The sequence below is a fragment of the Bradyrhizobium sp. genome (assembly GCF_035309285.1).
In the GTDB taxonomy this organism is placed as follows: Bacteria; Pseudomonadota; Alphaproteobacteria; order Rhizobiales; family Xanthobacteraceae; genus Bradyrhizobium.
Genome location: NZ_DATGFH010000015.1, coordinates 75,953 through 100,029, shown reverse-complemented (window position 1 = coordinate 100,029; position 24,077 = coordinate 75,953). Strand labels below are relative to the sequence as shown.

The window sequence follows — 24,077 nt, the reverse complement described above, 5'->3', positions numbered from 1 at the left end:
GCGGGTCTTCGATCGATTCCTTGACGCGCACCAGGAAGGAAACCGCTTCCTTGCCGTCGATGATGCGATGGTCATAGGTCAGCGCGATGTACATCATCGGCCGGATCTCGACCTTGCCGCCGATCGCCATCGGCCGCTCCTGGATCTTGTGCATGCCGAGGATGCCCGCCTGTGGCGCATTGAGGATCGGCGTCGACATCAAGGAGCCATAGATGCCGCCATTGGTGATGGTGAAGGTGCCGCCCTGCATCTCGTCGATCTTGAGCTGGCCGTCGCGGGCGCGGCGGCCGAAATCGGCGATCGATTTCTCGATGTCGGCGATCGACTTGTGGTCGCAATCGCGCACGACCGGCACGACGAGGCCCTTGTCGGTGCCGACCGCAATGCCGACGTGGTAATAGTTCTTGTAGATCAGGTCGGTGCCGTCGATCTCGGCGTTGACGGCCGGAATGTCCTTCAGCGCCTGCACGCAGGCCTTGGTGAAGAAGCCCATGAAGCCGAGCTTCGACCCGTGCTTCTTCTCGAACACGTCCTTGTAGTGCCCACGCATGGCCATGACGTTGGTCATGTCGACCTCGTTGAAGGTCGTCAGCATCGCAGCGGTGTTCTGCACGTCCTTCAGGCGGCGCGCGATGGTCTGGCGCAGCCGCGTCATCTTCACGCGCTCCTCGCGCGCGGCGTCATCCGCCGGCGAGGGTGCGCGGACCTGCACCGACGCGGCAGGCTGGCTGACCGGGGTTGGCGCAGCGGCCGCCTTCTCGATCGCGGCCAGCATGTCGCCCTTGGTGACGCGGCCATCCTTGCCGGAGCCCGGCACGGTCGAGGCATCGACGCCGCTCTCGGCCGACAGCCTGCGGACCGACGGCGCCAGCGGAGCATCCGACGGCGGCGCCTTCGGTGCAGCAGGCGCTGATGCGGCGGCAGCCGGTTGGGGCGGCGGAGGCGGCGCAGCCGGCCTGGCAGCAGGGGCCGCGGCAGCGGGCTTTGCGGCGGCAGCGGCCGCGCCGTCATTGATCATGCCGAGCAGCGCGCCAACGGCAACCGTGTCGCCATCCTTGGCCGCGATCTCGCCGAGCACACCGGCGGACGGCGCCGGCACCTCGATCGTGACCTTGTCGGTCTCGAGCTCGACCAGCGGCTCGTCGACCGCAACGGCCTCGCCGGCCTTCTTGAACCAGCGGCCGATGGTGGCCTCGGTCACCGATTCGCCCAGCGTCGGAACGCGAATTTCAGTCATGATCTGTTTCCTCTAGAGACGCCTATGCGCTCATAAATTTCGTTCCGTCATCGCCCCCAAAAGCGGGCGATCCAGTACGCCGGAACGGTTGTGATGCTATCGAACAGTGCCGGGTACTGGATGCCCCGCTTTCGCGGGGCGTGACGAGTTGAAGTCTTTCAGTTTAACGCCTCGTCGAGCAGGGCCTTGAGCTGTGCCACGTGCTTCGACATCAAACCGGTCGCGGTCGCCGCCGCCGCAGCGCGACCGGCGTAACGCGGACGCTTGTTCGGCGCGTTGATCTGGTTCAGCACCCATTCGAGATAGGGCTCGATGAAGTGCCAGGCGCCCATGTTGCGCGGCTCCTCCTGGCACCAGACGATCTCGGCGCCTTTGAAGCGGCCGAGCTCCATCACCAGCGCCTTCAGCGGCACCGGATAAAGCTGCTCGACACGCATCAGATAGATGTCGTCGAGGCCGCGCTTCTCACGCTCGTCGTAGAGATCATAATAGACCTTGCCCGAGCACAACACGACGCGGCGGATCTTGTCGTCCGGCACGAGCTTGATCTTCTCATCCGGCAGCATTTGCGCGTCATCATAAAGGATGCGGTGGAAAGTCGTGCCCTTGCCCAATTCGTCGAGCCGCGACACCGCGCGCTTGTGGCGCAGAAGCGACTTCGGCGTCATCAGGATCAGCGGCTTCCTGATCTCGCGATGAAGCTGGCGCCGCAGCACGTGGAAGTAATTCGCCGGCGTCGTGGGATAGCAGACCTGCATGTTGTCTTCGGCGCACATCTGCAGGTACCGCTCCAGACGCGCGGAGGAATGCTCCGGTCCCTGCCCCTCATAGCCATGCGGCAGCAGGCAGACGAGGCCAGACATGCGCAGCCATTTGCGCTCGCCCGAGGAGATGAACTGGTCGAACAGCACCTGCGCGCCGTTGGCGAAGTCACCGAACTGCGCTTCCCACATCGCGAGCGCATTCGGCTCGGCGAGCGAATAGCCATATTCGAAGCCGAGCACAGCCTCTTCCGAGAGCAGCGAGTTGATGACCTCGTAATGGCCCTGATCGACTCCGAGATGATTGAATGGCGTGTAGCGGCTCTCGTCCTCCTGGTCGATCAGGACTGAATGGCGCTGCGAGAAGGTGCCGCGCTCGGAATCCTGGCCGGACAGCCGCACATGATGGCCTTCCTCCAGCAGCGTGCAGAAGGCTAGCGCCTCGCCGGTCGCCCAGTCGATGCCGACGCCGTTGTCGATCGCCTTGGCGCGGTTGTCGAGGAAGCGGGCGATGGTGCGATGGACGCGGAAACCGTCCGGCATCTTGGTTATCTTTCGGCCGATATCCTTCAACACTGAAGCATCGACGCCGGTGACGCCGCGACGGGCATCTTCTTCCTCGCCTGCAATCTTGAAACCGGCCCATTTGCCGTCGAGCCAGTCGGCCTTGTTCGGCTTGTAGCCGGCGCCGGCCTCGAACTCGGCGTCGAGACGCACGCGCCAATCGGCCTTGGCCTTCTCGACCTCGCCTTCGGTGATGACGCCGTCGGAAACCAGGCGCTTGGCATAGACTTCCAGCGTGGTCGGATGCGCAGCGATCTTCTTGTACATCACCGGCTGGGTGAAGGCCGGCTCGTCGCCCTCGTTGTGGCCGTGCCGGCGATAGCAGAACATGTCGATCACGACCGGCTTGTGGAATTTCTGCCGGAACTCGGTTGCGACCTTGGCAGCAAACACCACGGCTTCCGGATCGTCGCCGTTCACATGGAAGATCGGCGCGTCGATCATCTTCGCCACGTCGGACGGATAGGGCGAAGAACGCGAATAACGCGGATAGGTGGTGAAGCCGATCTGGTTGTTGACGATGAAATGCACGGAGCCGCCGGTGCGGTAGCCCTTCAGATCCGAGAGGCTGAAGCATTCCGCGACCACGCCCTGACCGGCGAACGCAGCGTCGCCGTGCATCAGAAGCGGCATCACCGAGATGCGCTGGTCCGGCGGATCGCCATGCTGGTCCTGCTTGGCGCGCACCTTGCCCATCACCACGGGATCGACGATTTCAAGATGCGACGGGTTCGCGGTCAGCGACAGATGGATGCGGTTACCATCGAACTCGCGATCCGACGACGCGCCGAGGTGATATTTGACGTCGCCCGAGCCCTCGACCGCGTCGGGATTGGCCGAGCCGCCCTTGAATTCGTGAAACAGCGCGCGGTGCGGCTTGCCCATCACCTGGGTCAGCACGTTGAGACGGCCGCGATGCGGCATGCCAACCACGATCTCTTTCACACCGAGATTGCCGCCGCGCTTGATGATCTGCTCGAGCGCGGGGATCAGCGACTCTGCCCCGTCGAGGCCGAAGCGCTTGGTGCCGGTGAACTTCAGGTCGCAGAACTTCTCGAAACCCTCAGCTTCGATCAGCTTGTTGAGGATGGCGCGGCGCCCCTCGCGGGTAAAACTGATCTCCTTGTCCGGACCCTCGATGCGCTCCTGAATCCACGCCTTCTGTGCGGCATTACTGATGTGCATGAACTCGACGCCGAGCGTCTGGCAGTAGGTGCGCTCGCAGATCGTGACGATCTCGCGCAGCGTGCCGTATTCGAGCCCAAGCACGTGATCGAGGAAGATTTTTCGGTCGAAATCGGCTTCGCTAAACCCGTAGGAGCGCGGGTCGAGCTCCTCGCGATTGCGCGGCGCCTCGATGCCGAGTGGATCGAGATTGGCGTGGAAATGGCCGCGCATGCGGTAGGCGCGGATCAGCATCAGCGCGCGGACGGAATCGCGGGTGGCCTGGTGCACTTCGGCCGCGGTGATTTCGGCGCCCTTGGCCGCGGCCTTGTCCCTGGCTTTCGCCGCGATCTTGGTACCGATCGCCTTCTCGACCTCGATCCAATTGCCGTCGAGGGCGCTTGTGAGATCGTCCTGCGGCGCCAGCGGCCAGTTGTCACGGGCCCAGGAGGGGCCTTCGGCATTCCTGCGGACATCGGCCGGCGTGTCCTTCAGGCTCTTGAAGAACTCCTGCCATTCGGCGTCGACTGACGCCGGATCCTGCTCGTACCGGGCGTAGATATCGTCGATATAGCTGGCATTGGTGCCCTGCAAAAACGATGAGAGGGCAAAGGCGGCGTTCGCGTCCTGACGAGACATGATGGCGTCCTGGTGATTTTAGGTTCGCGCGTAACAGACGGCGCAAAGGCCAGTTCCCGGCAGGACTGGCCATGTGGGAGAACCCATACCCTATTTAGGACGAATGTTCGCGCCTAAAAGAACTAAGGACTGAACTAAGCCTTCAATTTTTCTGCAAGCGTGTACCCGAGCCGTGCCGGCGACGGCGAGACGGTGATTCCCGCCGATTTCATCGCCTCCGCCTTGGATCCGGCGTCGCCTTTGCCGCCAGAAATGATCGCGCCGGCATGGCCCATGCGGCGGCCGGGAGGCGCGGTGACGCCGGCGATGAAGCCGACCATCGGCTTCTTTCGGCCGCGCTTGGCCTCGTCCTTCAAAAACTGCGCGGCGTCTTCTTCCGCCGTGCCGCCGATCTCACCGATCGTGACGATCGACTTGGTGTGCTCATCGGCCAGGAACATTTCCAGCACATCGATGAATTCAGTGCCCTTGACCGGGTCGCCGCCGATGCCGACCGCAGTGGTCTGGCCGAGGCCTTCCTGAGTGGTCTGGAACACCGCTTCGTAGGTCAACGTCCCGGACCGCGATACGATCCCGACCGAGCCCGGCTTGAAGATGTTGGCGGGCATGATGCCGATCTTGCACTCGCCGGCAGTCATGACGCCTGGGCAGTTCGGGCCGATCAGCCGCGACTTCGAGCCCGACAGCGAGCGCTTCACGCGCACCATGTCGAGCACCGGGATGCCCTCGGTGATGCAGACGATCAGTGGGATTTCGGCATCGATCGCCTCGCAGATCGCGTCCGCCGCGCCCGGCGGCGGGACGTAGATTACCGAGGCATCAGCGCCGGTCTTGTCCCTGGCTTCCTTCACGGTGTCGAACACCGGCAGCCCCAGATGCGTCGATCCGCCTTTGCCGGGCGACGTGCCGCCGACCATCCTCGTGCCGTAGGCGAGGGCAGCTTCGGAATGAAAGGTACCGTTCTTGCCGGTAAAACCCTGGCAGATGACCTTGGTGTTCTTGTCGATCAGGATGGACATGTCTTCGAATGCTTTCGGGACGCTTGGGTGAGACTTTGACTAGCTGACGCGCTGGTAGGTGCCGGTGAGAACATCGGACCAGCCCTCCGCATCGGGCGAGAACTGGATCTTCATGGTGTAGGTGTTGTCGTCGACGATCTCGTAGACGTGGCGCGCATTGCCACGGAGCGAGCCGCGCACCAGCACCAGCGACTTGCCGGCCCAGCCGCCGGAAGCGGGCGACGGCGGGTAATAGCCAAGCGAGTCGTGCCAGAACAATTTGTAGGTCCGATCCTCGCGGTCATAGGTGAAGAGCGCATGGGTGGCAAAGCTCTCCTTGCCGTCACGGATCTGGCGCGAGTCCTGGATTAAATAGAAGCCGTTGAGACCCATGCGGGCTGTGACATGGGAGGTTGCCTGACCGCCAGCGACCCAGCGCGAGGGATAGACCGTCTCCTCGCCCTTCCATTCACCGGCGAACACCGCAAGCTTGTTGTGCTCCGGCAGCGGCGACGGGGCGGCGAGATGGTCCTCGGCCATGGTGTCAGCTCCCTTTGACGGCCTTCACGATCTTCTGCGCGGCGTCGTCGAGATTATCCGCGGGCAGCACATTCAGCCCGGACTCGCGGATGATCTTCTTGCCCTGCTCGACGTTGGTGCCTTCGAGCCGCACCACCAGCGGCACTTTCAAGCCGACCTGCTTCACCGCGGCGACCACGCCCTCGGCTATCACGTCGCACTTCATGATGCCGCCGAAGATGTTGACGAGAATCCCCTTCACGTTGGGGTCGGCGGTGATGATCTTGAAGGCCGCGGCCACCTTCTCCACGCTGGCGCCGCCGCCGACGTCGAGGAAGTTCGCCGGCTGCATGCCGTAGAGCTTGATGATGTCCATGGTCGCCATGGCAAGGCCCGCGCCATTGACCATGCAGCCGATAGTGCCGTCGAGCGCGACATAGTTGAGGTCGTATTTCGAGGCCTCGATCTCCTTGGCGTCTTCCTCGGTCTCGTCGCGGAGCGCAACAACGTCGGCATGGCGGAACATCGCGTTGTCGTCGAACGCCACCTTGGCATCGAGCACGCGGAGCAGACCCTGCCTGGTCACGACCAGCGGATTGATCTCGAGCATCGCCATGTCTTTGGCGACGAATGCGTTGTAGAGCTGGATCGTCAGCTTCTCGGCCTGCTTGGCGAGATCGCCGTTAAGATTGAGCGCCTTTGCCACGGCACGGCCGTGATGGCTCATGATGCCGGTGGCGGGATCGACCGAGAAGCTCACGATCTTCTCGGGCGTCTTGTGTGCAACGTCCTCAATGTCGACACCGCCTTCGGTCGACACCACAAAGGAGACTTCCGAGGTTTCGCGGTTGACAAGCAGCGAGAGATAGAACTCCTTGTCGATGTCGGAGCCTTCCTCGATGTAGAGGCGGTTGACCTGCTTGCCGTGCGGACCGGTCTGGACCGTGACCAGCGTCGCGCCCAGCATCTGCCTGGCGTATTCGGCGGCCTCAGCCGGCGATTTGGCGATGCGGACGCCACCTTTCTCGCCTGCGCTCGCCTCCTTGAATTTGCCCTTGCCGCGGCCGCCGGCATGGATCTGGCTCTTCACCACCCAGACCGGGCCCGGCAGCTTCTTGGCCGCCGCCTCGGCCTCTTCGACTTTCAGGACTGGTACGCCCTTGGAGATCGGCACGCCGAACTCGGAAAGCACGGCTTTGGCCTGATATTCATGGATATTCATCTAGGACGCTCCCCGAACCCTGATGGCGCCGAATTCCATGAATTCACGCCGATTTTGCTCTGGCATACCACATACCAACCAACATTCAAGCCAGGAACCGGCTCCCACCGATCCCCGGCCGTTCCCCAAATCAGCGACCGAGCAGGTCCGGCGCGATCTTCTTGCAGGCGTCGACCAGGCCCTGAACGGCGCCAACGGATTTATCGAAAGCTTCGCGGTCCTTGCCGGCGAGCTCGATCTCGACGATGCGCTCGACGCCCTTGCCGCCGATCACCACCGGCACGCCGACATACATGTCCTTCACGCTGTATTCGCCGTTGAGATAGGCGGCGCAGGGCAGCACGCGCTTCTTGTCCCTCAGATAGCTCTCGGCCATCGCGATCGCTGACGCAGCCGGCGCATAGAAGGCCGAACCGGTTTTCAAGAGATTGACGATCTCGGCGCCACCATTGCGGGTGCGGTCGACGATCTCGTCGATGCGGGCCTGCGAGGTCCAGCCCATCTTGACGAGGTCGGGCAGCGGGATGCCGGCGACGGTGGAGTAGCGCACCAGCGGCACCATGGTGTCGCCATGGCCGCCGAGCACGAAGGCGGTGACGTCCTCGACCGAGACGTTGAACTCATCGGCGAGGAAATAGCGGAAGCGGGCGGAATCCAGCACACCCGCCATGCCGACCACCTTCTTGTGAGGCATACCTGAGGCCTTCTGCAGCGCCCAGACCATGGCATCCAGCGGATTGGTGATGCAGATGACGAAGGAATTGGGCGCGTATTTCTTGATGCCCGCACCGACCTGCTCCATCACCTTCAGATTGATCGAGAGCAGATCGTCGCGGCTCATGCCCGGCTTGCGCGGCACGCCGGCCGTGACGATGCAGACATCGGCATTGTCGAGCGCTTCGTAGGAGTTGGCGCCGGTGAGCTGCGCGTCAAAGCCGTCGACCGGCGAGGACTGGGCGATATCCAGCGATTTGCCCTGCGGCACGCCCTCGGCGATGTCGAACATCACGACGTCACCGAGCTCCTTGAGCCCGATAAGATGAGCCAGCGTTCCGCCGATCTGACCGGAGCCAATCAAAGCAATCTTGTCACGCGCCATGGGAAATCTGTCCTTTGAACCCGAACGGGGAAGAGGGTGGGAAAAGCCGACAGGCTGGTTATCGCTTTAGGCCGGACCGTTCAAGTCGGGCCATGCCCATTTCAATGACCTGCCTTGATTTCGGTCAGGGCCCCAGACCCCAGCGTCATTGCGAGGAGCGGAGCGACGAAGCAATCCAGCCCTTTTTTGCTAGTCTGGATTGCTTCGCGGAGCCTGTCATCGGGCGCGCATTCGCGCGACCCGTTGGCTCGCAATGACGTCACGTTTCCACCAGCCCCGTGGAGGCGCCGCTGGCGGCGGAATCCTTGTTGTGCCCATGAGGCAGCGCCAGATAGGATTCCGAGCTCATCTCGATCAGGCGCGACGACGTCCGCTTGAACTCGTTGGCTTCGTTGCCCTCGGTCGCCAGATACAGCGACAGCGGATCGGCCGCGGCGGAAGCCATCAGCTTCACAGCATTGTCATAGAGCGTGTCGATCAGCGTGATGAAACGCTTGGCGGCGTTGCGTTCCGGGTAATCCATGACGGGCACATGATCGAGCAGGATCGTGTGATAGTCGTGCGCAAGCCGCAGGTAGTCGGACGCCGCAAGCGGCTTCTCGCAGAGATCGGCAAAGGAGAAGCGCGCGACGCCGCGCGAGGAGCACGGCACGCGCAAAATGCGGCCCTTGATCGAAATGTCGCGCGGCTTGCAGGGCGCGTTGCCCGTCATCCTCGCCCAGGCCTTGCCGAGCGCGGCAGTGGCCTCATCATCGTCGGGTACCAGCCACATCCTGACGCCGGTGAGCTTCTCCAGCCGGAAATCGGTGCGAGCATCGAGCCGCATCACGTCCATATGCTCGGCGATCTGCGCGATGAAGGGCAGAAACAGCGCGCGGTTCAGCCCGCCCTTGTAGAGATCATCGGGTGCGACGTTGGAGGTTGCGACCACCACGGTACCGAGCTCGAACAGCTTGGCGAACAGCCGGCCGAGGATCATCGCATCCGCGATATCGGTGACGTGAAACTCGTCGAAGCAGAGCAGCCAGGCCTCGTCGAAGATCGCGGCTGCCGTCAGCGCGATCACATCGGCATTGCCGAGCTCGCCGCGCGCCATCTCCTGCCGGTAGCTGTAGATCCGCTCGTGCACCTCGGCCATGAACTCGTGGAAATGCGCGCGGCGCTTGTGCGCGACCGGGCTTGCCCCAAAGAACAGGTCCATCAGCATGGTCTTGCCACGGCCGACCTCGCCATGGATGTAGAGGCCGCGCGGCGGCGCTTCATCCTTGTCAGCGAACAGGCGGCCAAACAAACCCTGCTTGCGAGTGGGCTTATAGGTCGCAAGCCGGCCCTCCAGCGCGGCAAAGGCGTCGGCGACTTCCGCCTGGGCGGGATCGGGCTCGTTCGCGCCGGAGGAAATCAGGGCCTGATACTGGCTGCGGAAGGAGTTGTTGGGCGTGGTGAGCATGCCCGCTCTATCGGCCTGAGATACGCGAGAATTGCAAGCCGCGAATTGGGGCGAGGGATATGCCAAATTAATCCGTCGTCATGGCCAGGCATAGCCGTCCGAAGGACGGCGTCGCTTCCGCTCGCCTATGCCCGGCCATCCACATCTGGTCATGGCGAGAAGCAGCGAGTGGCGTCATGCACTCAGTGCGTAGGAATCCTCGACCACGTAAGGGCCGCCGCCGGTGGAGGCGCGTGAGGAAAACAGCACGAAGCGCTCGGCGGTGAACACCCGGCTCGGGAAGTAGCCGCGCACCGAGAGGTAATCGGCGACATCCCGGCTCGACGCATCGTAGAGGCGGGCGAGCGTCACGTGCGGCGTGAATTTGCGCCCTTCAGGATCGAGCCCGATCCGCTGCATCAAACGCTCGAGCTCCGCCTGCAGCTCGATCAAGGGCTTGCTCGGCGCGATCGCGGCGACCACCGCGCGCGGCTTCTTGCCGCCGAAGCTGGTGAGCCCCTGCAGCTTCACCTCGAACGGCTTTCGATTGACCCGAAACAGCATCGACGCGATCTCGTTGGCGGACACCCCGTCGATATCGCCGATGAAGCGCAAGGTGACGTGATAATTTTCGGGATCGATCCAGCGGGCGCCGGGGAGGCCACCCCGCAAGTTGGAAAGCGTCTGGCCGATATCGGCCGGGATTTCCAGTCCAGTAAACAAACGCGGCATCGTTCAACACTCCCGATGCTTGGGTTTGACGCAGCGAATCATAGCGCAAACCCCTAAACAAATCCCGGTGACGAATCACCGATGGCTAATTTCTACCCGACTTGTGTGACTCTGCGAAGCATGTGGCGTTAAGGGATCGGAAACCTCCTCGCGAAAAAGGCTGACAGGCAACGTTATCCCCGACAGACGGAATTTTCGATGCCTGTTTTTCAGGGATGCTGACCTGCGAGCGGGCCGAGAAATGCCTCGACCGTGGGCATGATCTTGCTGACGATGATGTCGACGCCCTGCGGCGTCGGATGAATGCCGTCGGCCTGGTTGAGCTTGGCGTTCGCTGCGACGCCGTCGAGGAAGAACGGATAGAGCGGCACGCCGAAAGCTTTCGCAAGCTCAGGATAGATCTTGTTGAAGCGCTCCGCATAGTCTTGTCCGTAATTTGGCGGCGACAGCATTCCGCACAACATGACGGCAATGTTACGCGCCTTCAGCCGCGTTAAAATGCCTGAGAGGGCAGCGCGTGTGACGGCAGGGTCGATGCCGCGCAACGCGTCGTTGCCGCCGAGCTCGACGATGACGGCCTGAGTTCCTTCCGGCACCGACCAGTCGAGCCGCTCGCGGCCGCCCGAGGCGGTGTCGCCGGACACCCCGGCATTGGTCATGTCGACGTTTATCCCCTTGTCATGCAAGGCCTTTTGCAGCTTCGCCGGGAACGCGTCGGAGGCCTTGAGGCCAAGCCCCGCGGACAGGGAATCGCCGAGCACCACCATCTTGATCGGCTTCGCCTCAGTGCCGGCCGGGCCGGCCGCTATAGCCGATCCAGCACCCGTCAAGCTGAGCGACAACACAAGGATGTGCGCGAACAGGCAAAGCCGCCTCTCGACCGAGCCACCGAAAGTGCCATATGACCGAGCCATGGACAGCCTCATCGAATCCCCTTCGCTTGCCGGCACTGTGCCGGACACCATTTCCATCTCCAATGTCAATCTCTCGCTCGGCAGCGGAGCCGCACGCGTTCACATCCTGAAGGACATCAGCATGCGCGTCGGATCCGGCGAAGCGATCGGCCTGATCGGGCCTTCGGGTTCTGGAAAATCCACGCTGCTGATGGTGATGGCGGGCCTTGAACGTCCTGATAGCGGAGAGGTGGTGGTCAACGGAACGCGTTTCAATGCCCTCGACGAAGACGCGCTGGCGCGCTTCCGGGGCCGCCAGGTCGGCATCGTGTTTCAGTCGTTTCATCTGATCCCGACCATGACGGCGCTGGAGAACGTCGCCGTGCCGCTCGAGCTCGCCGGCAATGGCGATGCGTCCGCGCGCGCCGCGCAGGAATTGACTTCCGTCGGCCTCGGCGATCGGCTGCATCACTATCCGACGCAGCTTTCCGGCGGCGAACAGCAGCGCGTTGCGCTGGCGCGGGCATTGGCGCCGGATCCCGCGATCCTTGTCGCCGACGAGCCGACCGGCAATCTCGATGAAGCGACCGGCAAGCAGATCATCGATCTTATCTTCTCCAAACATGCCGAGCGCAGCACGACGCTGGTGCTGGTCACCCACGACACCACGCTGGCGCAGCGCTGCGATCGCGTTGTCCGGCTGCGCTCCGGCCGCGTCGATGGCACCAGCGCAGCGCGCATCGCGGCCTCATGACCATCGCTTCGGAAAGCATGGAGCGGTTGGCGCCCGTACCGACACGCAACGGCCGCGGGATGTCGCTCAGCCTGCGCTATGCGCTGCGCGAGCTGCGCGGCGGCTTGGGCGGTTTCTACGTCTTCATCTCCTGCATCGCGCTCGGCGTGATGGCGATTTCCGGCGTCGGTTCGGTGGCGGCGAGCCTTGGCGACGGCATGGCGCGCGAAGGCCGCAACCTGCTCGGCGGCGACGTCTGCTTCATCCTGTTCCAGCGCGAGGCGAAGCCGGACGAGCTCGCCTTCCTGCACTCGCGCGGACAGGTCTCCGCGATCGCGACCCTGCGCGCGATGGCGCGCGCGAAGGACGGGCGGCTCGCCCTGGTGGAGATGAAGGCGGTCGACAACGCCTATCCGCTGGTCGGCGAGCTCGCGCTCGATCCGGCCTTGCCGCTCGGCGATATTCTGAACGAACGCGACGGCGTGTTTGGCGCGGCTGCCGACCCGACGCTGCTCGCCCGGCTCGATCTGAAAATCGGCGACATCGTTACAATTGGAGGCGCACGCTTCCAGATCCGCAGCGCGCTCGACGCGGAGCCCGACAAGCTCGGCGTCGGCATCGGCTTTGGCCCGCGTTTCCTGATCAGCAATGCGGCACTGTATGCGACCACACTGATCCAGCCGGGCAGCCTGGTGCGTTGGAACTATCGCATCAAGCTGCCAGACAACGTGTCGGACAGCGCCGTCAACGCGCTGATGGAGGACGCACGAACCGCGCTGCCTGAGGCCGGCTGGGAGGTCCGCAGCCGCGCCAACGCCTCGCCGCAGCTTGAACGCAACATCACCCGTTTCACGCAATTCCTGACGCTGGTCGGCCTCGCCGCGCTGCTTGTCGGCGGCGTCGGCGTGGCGAATGCGGTGAAAGCCCATATCGACCGGCGCCTCGACGTGATCGCGGCCTTCAAGGCACTTGGCGCCACAGGCCGCGACGTGTTCGCGATTTACACGACACAGGTCGTCGTGCTGGCCGCGCTCGGCTCGGTGATTGGACTCATCGCCGGCGCCGCGCTGCCCTATGTCATCGTCGGCCTGTTCGGCAAGCTGTTGCCGCTGCCGGTAGTGCCGGCCATTCATCCGAATGAGCTGGCGCTGGCGCTGGTCTACGGCCTCCTGACCACGCTCGCTTTCGGCCTGTGGCCGCTCGGCCGTGTCCATGACGTGCCGGTGGCGGCGCTGTTCCGCGACACCGTCAGTACCGAATGGCATCGCCCGCGCTGGCGCTATCTCGCGCTGATGGCGATCGTGATCGCGCTTCTCATCGCGGTCGTGATCGGGCTCGCCTATGACCGGCGCGTTGCGGCGATCTTCGTCGTCTCCGCGATGGTGGTGTTCGCGCTGCTGCGCGGCATTGCCGAAGTGGTGATGGCGATCGCGCGGGCACTGCCGCGATCGCGCTTCACCATGCTGCGGCTTGCGATTGCCAACATCCACCGGCCCGGCGCGCTGACGCCGTCCGTCGTGCTTTCGCTTGGCCTCGGACTCGCTGTGCTCGTCACCATCACCCAGATCGACGGCAATCTGCGCCATCAGTTCCTGGCGGCGCTGCCCGAACGTGCGCCGTCGTTCTTCTTTATCGACATCCCCTCCTCCGAGTCCGACCACTTCAACAATTTCCTCACCAAGATCGAGCCGCAATCGACGGTCGAGGATGTGCCCATGCTGCGCGGGCGTATCGTCGCCGCGCGCGGCGTGCACGCCGAGGAGCTCAACCCGTCGCCGGACGCGGAATGGGTGCTGCACTCGGACCGCGGCCTGACCTACACGAGCGAGATCCCAAAGGGTTCGAAGATCGTCGAAGGCGAATGGTGGGGCGCCGACTACAACGGCCCGCCGCTGGTCTCGATCGAGAAGAAGATCGCCGACGGATTGAAGCTGAAGCTCGGCGACGAGATCGTCGTCAACGTGCTCGGCCGCGACATCCCGGCGAAGATCGGCAACATGCGTAATATCGACTGGCAAGGCCTGGGTATCAATTTCGTCCTGGTGTACTCGCCCAACGCCTTCAAGGGCGCGCCGCACAGCCATATCGCGACGCTGACCGAAGCGCAGCCGAGTGCCAAGGACGATGCCCGCATCATCAAGCAGGTGGCCGACGCCTTTCCGATGGTGACGAGCGTGCGGGTACGTGAGGTGATGGAAACCATTGGCTCAGTCGTGACCAATCTTGCGCTCGCGATCCGCGGCGCCAGCGCCGTGACCCTGATCTCCGCCATCCTGGTGCTCGGCGGCGCGCTCGCGGCCGGCCATCGCCACCGCGTCTATGACGCCGTGATCCTGAAGACGCTGGGCGCGACGCGCGCGCGACTGCTTGCGGCCTACGCGCTCGAATATCTCCTGATCGGACTGGCTACCGCCGTCTTCGGCGTGATCGCGGGTTCCGTCGCCGCCTATTTGATCGTCACACGGCTGATGACGCTGAGCTTCGTCTGGCAGGCGAGCAGCGCGGCCTCCGTGGTGCTTGCCGCCCTCATCGTGACGGTGGGATTGGGGCTTGCCGGAACGCTGCTTGCCCTGAACCAGAAGCCTGCCTCGGTGCTGCGCAATCTATGACAAGTTGAAGCACCGGCAAGACAGGGTTAACCGGCTTCCGGCCTGGAACTTTGCGGCTTTTTGGCTCCCGGAGAGGATGAGCGCCTCGCGACATTCAGCCGCGCGTCGTGCCGGCCCAAGGCTATGGTAGTTTGGCCGCCAAGGGCCACATAACAGCGTGTGCTGGATGGCGCGGTTTGATGACACAAAATTAATGTCCGCAAGCCGTTCCATCTGAGATAGATTTCGACGAACCGGCGTCGCAGGGCTTAGGCGAAGCCTAATGGGGCGCATCCGCCGGACAACCAACGGGAATTCGACCATGTCGGACCTAGACCGCAATAATTATTCCTCCCCCTTCGGCCGGGTTGCCGGACGTGTTGACGCCGCGACCGTCGACGCCGGTTTGCGCGCCTACATGCTGCGCATCTACAACTACATGAGCATTGGCCTCGCCATTACAGGCCTAGCGGCGCTTGGCATCTACATGGCGGCGGTAACGAGCGATCCGTCCGGCGCCGCGGCCAAGATCGGCAACGCGTTCCTGACGCCGTTCGGCTATGCCATGTTCGTGAGCCCGCTGAAGTGGCTGTTCATCCTGGCGCCGCTCGCCATGGTGTTCGCGCTTTCGGCCGGCATCAACCGCCTCGCGCCTTCGACCGCCCAGCTCCTGTTCTGGGTGTTCTCGGCCCTGATGGGCGTGTCGCTGTCCTCGATCTTCCTGCTGTACACCCAGACCTCGATCGTGCAGGTGTTCTTCATCACCGCGGCAACCTTCGGCGCCCTGAGCCTTTACGGCTACACCACGCGGCGTGACCTGACCGGTTTCGGCTCGTTCCTGTTCATGGGCTTGATCGGCGTCATCATCGCAAGCCTGGTGAATCTGTTCCTGCACCTGTCCGCGCTCCAGTTTATCATCTCGATCGTCGGCGTGCTGGTGTTTGCGGGCCTCACCGCCTGGGATACCCAGCGACTGAAGAACGAGTACATCTACGGCTACGCCTCGGCCGGTGGTGATGTTGCGGAGCGCGCGTCGATCCTCGGCGCCCTCTCTCTCTACCTGAACTTCATCAACCTGTTCACGCTGCTCCTGCAGCTTCTCGGACAGCGCGACTGACCGGCGAACGTCTTAAGAAGGCATCAAGCCCCGGCCATCCGGCCGGGGCTTTTGTATTGCAACGTCGTCATGGCCGGGCGCGACGAACAATATTGATCGAGGCGATCGGCCTGATATCGTGGAATGCATGTCCTCGCCCGAAATCAGGTCCGCCACCGAGGCCGACCTCCCCGCCATTACCGATATCTATGCGCAGGCCGTGCTCCACGGCACTGCGACCTTCGAGCTGATCCCGCCGGATTTGCCCGAGATGACGCGGCGCTATCGCGCGCTGAGGGAGGGCGGCTTTCCCTACATCGTCGCCGACCTCGACGGCGATGTCGCGGGCTATGCCTATGCCGGCCCGTACCGGCCGCGGCCGGCCTATCGCTTCACGGTCGAGAACTCGATCTATCTCAAGCCCGCCATTCATCGACGCGGCATCGGCCTGACGTTGATGCAGCGGCTGCTTTCCGAATGCCAGGCGCTCGGTTATCGCCAGATGATCGCCGTCATCGGTGATTCCGCCAATGCCGGATCGATTGGCGTGCACGCCAAATGCGGATTTCAGATGATCGGCACCCACCCGAATGTCGGGCTCAAATTTGGTCGCTGGCTCGACACCGTGATGATGCAGCTCGCGCTCGGCGAGGGCGCGACCACCCTGCCGAAGGATTAGTGATGTCATTCCGGGGCGCGCGACAGCGCGAACCCGGAATCCAGAAGTGACGGGCGATTTGCAGCTCGAGATTCCGGGTTCGATGCTTGCGCATCGCCCCGGAATGACGGCGGAGCTACACCAGCGCGAGCTTGCGATCGATCACCAACAGCACGCGGTCGAGCTCCTGGCCTCGGCGCAGGATCAGGCCGGTGGCGGAGATCACGCTGTACATGCCCTGCTTGCGTGCAAGCCGCGGATCCTTCTCGATGCGGTAAAGGGGAATCTCGGACGAGCGGCGGAAGACCGAAAACACCGCACGATCCCTCAAGAAGTCGATGGCATAGTCGCGCCACTCGCCATCGGCGACCATGCGGCCATAGAGATTCAAGATTCGATTGAGCTCAACACGATTGAATGTCACCCGGTTCGGCGCAGGACTCGCAACGGCGGCACGCGCCGCTGCGTGACTTCCGCTTGGATCGGCATCCTCCGAAATCAGACTCATGGAGCGCCTCCTGTCATGTCTCTGACATGATTGCGCCAAGCGGAGCCCGCCGCAAGGGCTGCTTTTGCGCGAAGGTGCCAAACGGACGCGGCGAAACCACCGATTCTGGCGTGGCACGGGCCGTAACAGGATCGTTAGCGGAATCATAATACCGCCCTACTTCGGTCAATCGGCCGCCCCGCTGGCTTGAGAAAAGAAGATACTGCGTTGGCTCGGCTCTTTCGGTCTCGGATTCCTCAGCCCCCAGCCCCCCGGGATCGTCGGGGCCGGGCCTAACGCAGAAAATCTCACACTGGGGCCAACGCGAGTTGGTCCTTTTTTGTTTGTGGCGGCATCGCTCCGCCGGCGCGCCCTCTCCGCTTAGCCGAGCAATGTTGATCCTCATCCTGAGGAGCGCGGAACGCGCGTCTCGAAGGATGAGGCCCCATCCGGGCCTGCATGGTTCGAAACGGCGCTTGCGCGCCTCCTCACCATGAGGATCGACTTAGGTGTATCGCTGAGGGGAAAAATCAGTGCAGCGAGGTATACGCCGCGCCCAGCATCGGTCCGGGCCTGTCACGGCTGCCGTCCTGGACAATGGCCACTGCGGCATCGACGCCGCTATGTTCGACGGTATCAAGCGACACACTCCAGCTTCCGGGATTGCCGTTCCAGTCGCCAAGCTTCACGAGATTGCGCACCACGTTGTGGTAGGTGATCTCCTTGCCGCGGTTCTCGCCGCGCCCGATCGAGATCGGCACGGCCTTCGAGATCGAACAGATCCACACTTCGCCGTGCTTGTCGGACGGCGCCTTGCTCGCAGCCACCGAGACCGTGAGCTGCTTGCCGGACTGCGTCATCGTCACCGGGATCGACATCACGCCATTGGCTCCGCTGGTCGCGCCGATCGCATTCTCGATACCGGTGCGATCGCTGCCGATCACGTGCACCGATCCGTTGATGATGGCTTGCGGCGTATAGACCTCGCGGTCGCCGCGCATCCGTGAATAGGCCTTCTGACGCGCCGAGAAGCGCGCATCGGCCAGCGTGTCCTTCCAGCCGAGATAATCCCAATAGTCGATCGGCATGCTCATCGCGATGATGGAGGGATCCTTTGCGAGCTCGCCGATGATCTTGTCGGCAGGCGGGCAGGACGAGCAGCCTTGCGAAGTGAAGAGCTCCACGACCGCGCGAGGGTCGGCATGGGCGGGACGAATGACGGCTATGATCGCGCAGATTCCGAGGGCCCCGGACCACCGCGAAATCAGGTTATAGGCCATCGTCGCTGTCATAGCTTACCGTCCGTACTATTACGGGCCCAAAAATGCCCCGAAATGCAAGGAGGCGGCCCATGTCTTAGGCCGCCTCCAAATCAGCCGCTAGTCACTTCGCGGTGAGCAAATCGGCCAACACTCACTTCGCGGTGAGGACTTCGCGGTGAGTGAAGCAGCGATTGGCCCTCTCATCATGCGGCCAGCTTGCGCAGCACATAGTGCAGGATGCCACCGTTCTTGTAGTAGTCGAGCTCGTCCAGCGTATCGATCCGGCACAACAGCGGCACACGCTGCAGACTGCCATCGGATGAGACAATCTCGGCGGTCAGCTTCTGGCGCGGCTTCAGGTCACCCTGAAGCCCGCGGATCGTGACCTTCTCGTCGCCCTTCAGCCCGATCGACTGCCAGGACATTCCATCCTCGAAGGTTAACGGCAGTACGCCCATGCCGACCAGGTTGGAACGGTGGATGCGCTCAAAGCTCTGGCAGATCACCGCGCGAACGCCGAGCAGGCGGGTGCCTTTCGCGGCCCAATCGCGCGAGGAGCCGTTGCCGTATTCCGCGCCGGCGAACACCACAAGCGGAACGTTCTCCTGCTGGTACTTCATCGCGGCATCGTAGATCGACATCTGCTCGCCGTCGGGCCAGTGCTTTGTCAGGCCGCCTTCCGGGATATTTCCATCAGCACCCTTGAGCATGAAATTCTTGATGCGGATGTTGGCAAATGTGCCGCGCATCATGACCTCGTGGTTGCCGCGACGGGTGCCGTACTGGTTGAAGTCGGCGGGCCGCACCTGATGCTCGCTCAGGAATTTGCCGGCAGGCGAGGTCAGCTTGATCGAGCCGGCCGGCGAGATGTGGTCGGTCGTGATCTTGTCGCCGAACATCGCAAGGATCCGGGCATCGACCACGTCGATGATCGGATCAGGCTGCTTCTTCATGCCCTCGAAATAGGGCGGGTTCTGCACATAGGTCGAGGACATGTTCCAGCGATAGGTCTCGCTGTCGGTGGTCTTGATCTTGCGCCAGTTGGTGTCGCCCTTGAACACGTCGGCATATTTCTTCTTGAAGATCGGCGCGGTCACGTACTTCTTCACGAAGGCGTTGATCTCCTTCGCGGTCGGCCAGATGTCCTTCAGGTACACCGGCTTGCCGTCCTTGCCTTCGCCGAGCGGTTCGGTGGCGAGATTCTTGGTAACGCTGCCAGCGAGCGCGTGGGCTACGACCAGCGGAGGCGAAGCGAGATAGTTCGCCTGCACATCGGGGCTGACGCGGCCTTCGAAGTTGCGGTTGCCGGACAGCACGGCGGCTGCGACGATGCCGTTCTCGTTTATCGATTTCGAAATCTCTTCCGGCAGCGGACCGGAATTGCCGATGCAGGTGGTGCAGCCGAAACCGACCAGGTTGAAGCCGACCTTGTCGAGATCGGTCTGCAGACCGCTATTGGAGAGATATTCGGCAACCACCTGGCTGCCCGGGGCGAGCGAGGTCTTTACCCAGGGTTTTGCCTTCAGGCCCTTCGCCGCGGCATTGCGCGCCAGAAGCCCGGCGCCGATCAGAACATTCGGGTTGGACGTGTTGGTGCAGGAGGTGATCGCGGCGATCACGACGTCGCCATGGCCAAGATCGAAATCGCGGCCCTCGACCTGATATCGCTGCGACGCTTCGGTGGCCTTCTTGTATTCGTTCGCCATCGCGGTGGCGAAGCCCTCGGATACCGATGGCAGCGCGACGCGGCCTTCGGGGCGCTTGGGTCCGGCCATCGACGGTACGATGTCGCCGAGATCGAGCGTGAGCGTCTCCGTGAACACGGGATCGGCGGACTTGTTGGTGCGGAACAATCCTTGCGCCTTGGCATAGGCCTGAACCAGCTTGACTCGATCGGCTTTGCGGCCCGAGGTCTTGAGATAATCGATGGTCGCGGCATCGACCGGGAAGAAGCCGCAGGTCGCGCCATATTCGGGGGCCATGTTGCCGATGGTGGCCTTGTCCGCGACCGAAAGATTGTCAAGGCCGGGGCCGTAGAACTCGACGAACTTGCCGACCACGCCGAGCTTGCGCAGCATCTGCGTGACCGTCAGCACGAGGTCGGTCGCGGTGACGCCTTCCTTGAGTTGGCCTTTGAGCTTGAAGCCGACCACGTCGGGCAACAGCATCGACAGCGGCTGGCCGAGCATGCAGGCCTCCGCCTCGATGCCGCCGACGCCCCAGCCGAGCACGGCAAGGCCGTTGACCATGGTGGTGTGCGAATCAGTGCCGACGAGCGAGTCCGGATAGGCGACCTCGAAGGTGCCGGTCTTCTTGCCGACCGTGAGCTTCTCCTTGCGGGTCCAGACCGTCTGGGCGAGATATTCGAGGTTGACCTGGTGGCAGATGCCGGTGCCGGGCGGCACCACCGAGAAATTCGAGAACGCCTTCTGGCCCCATTTCAGGAACTCGTAGCGTTCCTGGTTCTGCTTGTATTCCTCGACCACGTTCTTGGCGAAGGCCTTGTTGTCGCCGAAGAAGTTCACGATCACCGAGTGATCGATGACGAGATCGACCGGCACCAGCGGGTTGATCTTCTCGGCATCGCCGCCGAGCTTCTGCATGGCATTGCGCATGGCGGCGAGATCGACCACAGCCGGCACGCCGGTGAAATCCTGCATCAGGACGCGCGCCGGGCGGAACGCGATCTCGTGCTCGAGCTTGCGTTTCTTCAACCATTTGGCAACCGCTTCGATATCTTCCTTCTTGACCGAGCGGCCGTCTTCATTGCGCAGCAGGTTTTCGAGCAGCACCTTCATCGCGTAGGGCAGCTTCGAAATCCCCTTCAGACCATTCTTCTCGGCGGCGGGCAGGCTGTAATAGACGTAGGTCTTGCCGCCAACCTTGAGAGTCTTCCGGCATTTGAAGCTGTCGAGCGAGGTCATGTGAGGAAATCCCAATTGTCAGTTATACCCAAGAAGGGTATTTAAACACCGTCGGCCAGCACCCGGGGGTTGGTGCCTTGCGGCCGCCGATTGCGTGCTACATCAAGGTCCGGGCTTATAGAATCTTTCAAGCAGCACCGCCACACTGAGAAGCGCGCTGCAGCGTTGCGCGAGCCACAAATTCTCATGAGGTAGCCTAAGATTTCAGAGGGCTGTGACAGAGCAAAGATGCGGCTCTCCGGGCAAAATTTGAGATGCGTACGTGGCGGCCGCGAGGTGTTTTCCGGCCTCGAATTTGCGGCTGAGGCAGGCGAGACACTGGCGGTGACCGGCCCCAACGGATCGGGCAAGACCTCGCTGCTCCGGCTGATTGCGGGCCTGTTGGGCCCTGCGGAAGGAACGATTGCACTTGAGGGCGGTGCTGGCGAGTTCACTCTTGCCGAGCAGGCGCATTATCTCGGCCACCGCGATGCCCTGAAGCCCGCGCTCAGCGTGATGGAAAACCTCAACTTCTGGCGCGATTTTCTCGGTGGCGAGGCGTTTGAGGCAGGCCAAAGCCTGGAGGCGGTCGGGCTCGACCATGCCGCCCATCTGCCCGCGGCCTATCTCTCGGCCGGCCAAAGACGGCGGCTCTCGCTCGCCCGGCTGCTTACGGTGCGCCGCCCGGTCTGGCTCTTGGACGAACCGACCGCGGCGCTCGATGCTGCCGGCGAGGTGCTGGTCGCAGGCCTGATGCGCGACCATCTCGCCCGCGGCGGGCTGATCGTGGCGGCGACCCACACTCCGCTCGGGATCAAGGCGCGGGAGCTTCGGATCGGGGGTGAGTCTTGACCACGCTGGCTGCCCTGATTCGCCGCGACATCCGGATTGCACTGCGCGTCGGCGGCGGTGCCCTGATCGGCGTGCTGTTCTTCCTGAGTGTGGTCGTGCTGATGCCGTTCGCGGTCGGGCCCGACCTGAAGCTGCTGGCCCGGCTCGGCCCCGCGATCCTGTGGCTCGGCGCGCTGCTCGCGAGCCTGCTCACCCTCGACCGCCTGTTCATGGCTGACCATGAAGACGGCTCCCTCGACCTCATCGCGATGAGCCGCACCCCGCTGGAACTCGCCTGCGCGGCGAAGGCGCTGGCGCACTGGATCGCCGCCGGTGTGCCGCTGATCGTGGCCACTCCCGTGCTCGGCCTTTTGCTCAATCTCGATGCGCTTTCGACGTCGGCGATCGCGCTGACGCTGCTTGTGGGAACGCCGGCGCTGACCTTCACGGGGATGATCGGCGCCGCGCTTGCGGTAACACTGCATCGCGGCGGGCTGTTGCTCGCCGTGCTGGTGCTGCCGCTGTCGATCCCGGTGCTGATTTTCGGCGTCGCCGCCTCCGAGGCGACCGTGAGCGGGTCGCAGGCCTTCGGCGCGCCGTTCTTGATCCTCTGCGCGCTGTCGCTCGCAAGTTTCGTGATCGGGCCATTCGCGGCCGCCGCCAGCCTTCGGCAGGGACTCGACTGACTTGATCCCGATCAACTCTTGCCGAGCGCCCTTATGTCAATTGCGCGTCGGCTCACGCGCGACTATCAGGATGCCATGTCGTTGATCGATCTCGCCAACCCCTCAAAATTCCTGGCGCTGACCGCACGGATCCTGCCGTGGCTGGCAGCGGCGACCGCGCTCCTGTTCGCGATCGGCCTCTATCAATCGGCGACCGCGCCGAACGACTACCAGCAGGGCGCGACCGTCAAGATCATGTTCATTCATGTTCCGAATGCGTGGCTATCGATGTTCGTCTGGGGTGTGATGAGCGTCGCGGCGCTGGGCACGCTGGTGTGGCGGCATCCGCTCGCCGACGTCGCGGCCAAGGCCGCCGCGCCAATTGGCGCAGCCTTCACCTTCCTCGCGCTCGTCACCGGCTCGCTCTGGGGCCGGCCGATGTGGGGCACCTACTGGGAATGGGACGCGCGGCTCACGTCGGTGCTGGTCCTGTTCTTGATGTATCTCGGGCTGATGGCGTTATGGCGTGCGGTGGAGGATCCTTCCCGCGCGGCGCGCGCCGCCGCGGTGCTGACCTTGGTCGGCGCGATCAACCTGCCGATCATCAAATTCTCGGTCGACTGGTGGAACACGCTGCATCAGCCGGCATCGGTGTTCCGGATGGGCGGCCCGACGCTCGATCGCGCCTTCCTGATTCCGCTCTTGGTGATGGCGATCGCCTTCACGCTGCTGTTTCTCACGCTGCACCTGGCGGCGATGCGCAACGAAATCCTGCGCCGCCGGGTGCGCAGCCTGCAGATGACGCAGGCTAACGCCAAAGCGGCCTGATATGTCGCTCGGTCCCTACGCGTCCTTCATCGTGACCGCCTATGCGCTGGTTGCGATCGTGCTGGCGCTCCTGATCGGTTGGGTCGTCGTGGATTATCGGAGCCAAACGCAGCGCCTGCGCGAGCTTGACGAGAGCGGCATTGTCAGGCGCTCCGGCCGCAGCGCGACGGAGCTGCCATGAGTGAACCGCCCTCATTGCCATTGGAGCAAGCCCCACGGCGTAGCAAATTCCTGATGGCGCTGCCGCTGATCGTGTTTGCGGGCCTTGCGGTGCTGTTCTGGTTCCGGCTCGGCGACGGCGATCCCTCCACAATTCCGTCGGCGCTGATCGGGCATCCCGCACCACAAACACCGCTGCCGCCGCTCGAGGGTCTCGTCAGCAACGGCAAGCCGGTGCCCGGGCTCGATCCTGCGGCCTTCAAGGGGAAGGTCAGCATCGTCAACGTCTGGGCCTCCTGGTGCGTGCCCTGCCATGACGAGGCGCCGCTTTTGACCGAGCTCGGCAAGGATACCCGCCTGCAGTTGATCGGCATCAACTACAAGGACGCGCCGGAAAACGCGCGGCGCTTCCTCGGCCGCTACGGCAATCCGTTCGGCATGGTCGGCGCCGATGCCAACGGCCGCGCCGCGATCGAATGGGGCGTCTATGGCGTGCCGGAGACCTTTATTGTCGGCCGCGAAGGCAAGATCGTCTACAAGCTCGTGGGCCCGATCACGCCGGATAATCTCAACGGCGTCGTGAAGACGGAGATCGAGAAGGCGCTGAAATAGT

The 24,077-nt window shown here is 63.3% G+C and carries 21 protein-coding genes; 9 read left to right on the top strand and 12 right to left on the bottom strand.

Features of this window, described 5'->3' with window-relative positions; all coding sequences use genetic code 11:
* From odhB to VKR55_RS05235, 9 genes are all read right to left on the bottom strand, one after another.
* The coding region (gene odhB / locus VKR55_RS05275; RefSeq protein WP_324400427.1) for a 2-oxoglutarate dehydrogenase complex dihydrolipoyllysine-residue succinyltransferase at nucleotides 1–1,237 on the bottom strand (1,237 nt) is incomplete at its 3' end.
* A gap of 158 nt (nucleotides 1,238–1,395) precedes the next feature.
* Nucleotides 1,396–4,365, bottom strand: a complete 2,970-nt coding sequence (locus tag VKR55_RS05270) for a 2-oxoglutarate dehydrogenase E1 component (RefSeq protein WP_324400425.1) — start codon at nucleotides 4,363–4,365, stop codon at nucleotides 1,396–1,398.
* Between the two features lie 134 nt (nucleotides 4,366–4,499).
* A complete protein-coding gene (gene sucD, locus VKR55_RS05265) occupies nucleotides 4,500–5,384 on the bottom strand; it encodes a succinate--CoA ligase subunit alpha (RefSeq protein ID WP_324400423.1) in 885 nt (294 codons plus the stop codon).
* A gap of 39 nt (nucleotides 5,385–5,423) precedes the next feature.
* On the bottom strand, nucleotides 5,424–5,903 hold the full coding sequence (locus VKR55_RS05260; protein ID WP_324400421.1) for a DUF1579 family protein: 480 nt from the start codon (nucleotides 5,901–5,903) through the stop codon (nucleotides 5,424–5,426).
* Nucleotides 5,904–5,907: 4 nt separating this feature from the next.
* Nucleotides 5,908–7,104, bottom strand: a complete 1,197-nt coding sequence (gene sucC / locus VKR55_RS05255; protein WP_324400418.1) for an ADP-forming succinate--CoA ligase subunit beta — start codon at nucleotides 7,102–7,104, stop codon at nucleotides 5,908–5,910.
* A 130-nt stretch (nucleotides 7,105–7,234) separates the two neighbouring features.
* Nucleotides 7,235–8,203: a malate dehydrogenase gene (gene mdh, locus VKR55_RS05250; RefSeq protein ID WP_324400416.1), complete on the bottom strand. Its 969-nt coding sequence runs from the start codon at nucleotides 8,201–8,203 to the stop codon at nucleotides 7,235–7,237.
* Between the two features lie 259 nt (nucleotides 8,204–8,462).
* Entirely contained in the window at nucleotides 8,463–9,650 is a 1,188-nt protein-coding gene (zapE, locus tag VKR55_RS05245) for a cell division protein ZapE (protein WP_324400414.1), read from the bottom strand.
* A gap of 174 nt (nucleotides 9,651–9,824) precedes the next feature.
* A complete protein-coding gene (gene thpR / locus VKR55_RS05240; RefSeq protein WP_324400412.1) occupies nucleotides 9,825–10,361 on the bottom strand; it encodes an RNA 2',3'-cyclic phosphodiesterase in 537 nt (178 codons plus the stop codon).
* 209 nt (nucleotides 10,362–10,570) lie between these two features.
* Nucleotides 10,571–11,275 carry an arylesterase gene (locus VKR55_RS05235; protein ID WP_324400410.1) on the bottom strand — a complete coding sequence of 235 codons (705 nt, stop codon included), beginning with the start codon at nucleotides 11,273–11,275 and terminating at the stop codon, nucleotides 10,571–10,573.
* Here VKR55_RS05235 and VKR55_RS05230 point away from each other — a divergent pair.
* The 4 genes from VKR55_RS05230 to VKR55_RS05215 all read left to right on the top strand — a co-directional run bounded on the left by VKR55_RS05230 (nucleotide 11,274) and on the right by VKR55_RS05215 (nucleotide 16,350).
* The gene (locus VKR55_RS05230) at nucleotides 11,274–12,008 is read left to right on the top strand and encodes an ABC transporter ATP-binding protein (RefSeq protein ID WP_324400408.1); all 735 of its coding nucleotides are present in this window, start codon (nucleotides 11,274–11,276) and stop codon (nucleotides 12,006–12,008) included. The two genes, VKR55_RS05235 and VKR55_RS05230, sit on opposite strands and share 2 nt — an antisense overlap.
* Before the next feature lie 17 nt (nucleotides 12,009–12,025).
* Entirely contained in the window at nucleotides 12,026–14,596 is a 2,571-nt protein-coding gene (locus VKR55_RS05225; RefSeq protein ID WP_324400436.1) for an ABC transporter permease, read from the top strand.
* A gap of 301 nt (nucleotides 14,597–14,897) precedes the next feature.
* Nucleotides 14,898–15,692 carry a Bax inhibitor-1/YccA family protein gene (locus tag VKR55_RS05220; protein WP_324400406.1) on the top strand — a complete coding sequence of 265 codons (795 nt, stop codon included), beginning with the start codon at nucleotides 14,898–14,900 and terminating at the stop codon, nucleotides 15,690–15,692.
* 127 nt (nucleotides 15,693–15,819) lie between these two features.
* Nucleotides 15,820–16,350 (top strand): GNAT family N-acetyltransferase, encoded by a 531-nt coding sequence (locus VKR55_RS05215; protein ID WP_324400404.1) that lies wholly within the window; start codon nucleotides 15,820–15,822, stop codon nucleotides 16,348–16,350.
* Between the two features lie 115 nt (nucleotides 16,351–16,465).
* Here VKR55_RS05215 and VKR55_RS05210 read toward each other — a convergent pair whose 3' ends face one another.
* The 3 genes from VKR55_RS05210 to acnA all read right to left on the bottom strand — a co-directional run bounded on the left by VKR55_RS05210 (nucleotide 16,466) and on the right by acnA (nucleotide 21,002).
* Nucleotides 16,466–16,837, bottom strand: coding sequence for a DUF2794 domain-containing protein (locus VKR55_RS05210; protein ID WP_324400402.1), 372 nt, complete (start codon nucleotides 16,835–16,837; stop codon nucleotides 16,466–16,468).
* Nucleotides 16,838–17,346: 509 nt separating this feature from the next.
* A complete protein-coding gene (locus tag VKR55_RS05205; RefSeq protein ID WP_324400400.1) occupies nucleotides 17,347–18,108 on the bottom strand; it encodes a DUF1223 domain-containing protein in 762 nt (253 codons plus the stop codon).
* A 173-nt stretch (nucleotides 18,109–18,281) separates the two neighbouring features.
* Entirely contained in the window at nucleotides 18,282–21,002 is a 2,721-nt protein-coding gene (acnA, locus tag VKR55_RS05200; RefSeq protein WP_324400399.1) for an aconitate hydratase AcnA, read from the bottom strand.
* A 228-nt stretch (nucleotides 21,003–21,230) separates the two neighbouring features.
* Here acnA and ccmA point away from each other — a divergent pair, with 228 nt between their 5' ends.
* The 5 genes from ccmA (at nucleotide 21,231) to VKR55_RS05175 (ending at nucleotide 24,076) form a co-directional block, all read left to right on the top strand.
* Entirely contained in the window at nucleotides 21,231–21,833 is a 603-nt protein-coding gene (ccmA, locus tag VKR55_RS05195; protein ID WP_324400397.1) for a heme ABC exporter ATP-binding protein CcmA, read from the top strand.
* Complete coding sequence (ccmB, locus tag VKR55_RS05190) at nucleotides 21,830–22,498, top strand: heme exporter protein CcmB (protein WP_324400395.1); 669 nt, start codon at nucleotides 21,830–21,832, stop codon at nucleotides 22,496–22,498. Before ccmA ends, ccmB begins: the two co-directional genes overlap by 4 nt.
* A 75-nt stretch (nucleotides 22,499–22,573) precedes the next feature.
* Complete coding sequence (locus VKR55_RS05185; RefSeq protein ID WP_324400434.1) at nucleotides 22,574–23,305, top strand: heme ABC transporter permease; 732 nt, start codon at nucleotides 22,574–22,576, stop codon at nucleotides 23,303–23,305.
* 1 nt (nucleotide 23,306) lies between these two features.
* The gene (gene ccmD / locus VKR55_RS05180; protein WP_324400393.1) at nucleotides 23,307–23,486 is read left to right on the top strand and encodes a heme exporter protein CcmD; all 180 of its coding nucleotides are present in this window, start codon (nucleotides 23,307–23,309) and stop codon (nucleotides 23,484–23,486) included.
* Complete coding sequence (locus VKR55_RS05175) at nucleotides 23,483–24,076, top strand: DsbE family thiol:disulfide interchange protein (RefSeq protein WP_324400391.1); 594 nt, start codon at nucleotides 23,483–23,485, stop codon at nucleotides 24,074–24,076. The genes ccmD and VKR55_RS05175 overlap by 4 nt, the downstream gene beginning before the upstream one ends.
* The last annotated feature ends 1 nt before the right edge of the window (nucleotide 24,077 follow it).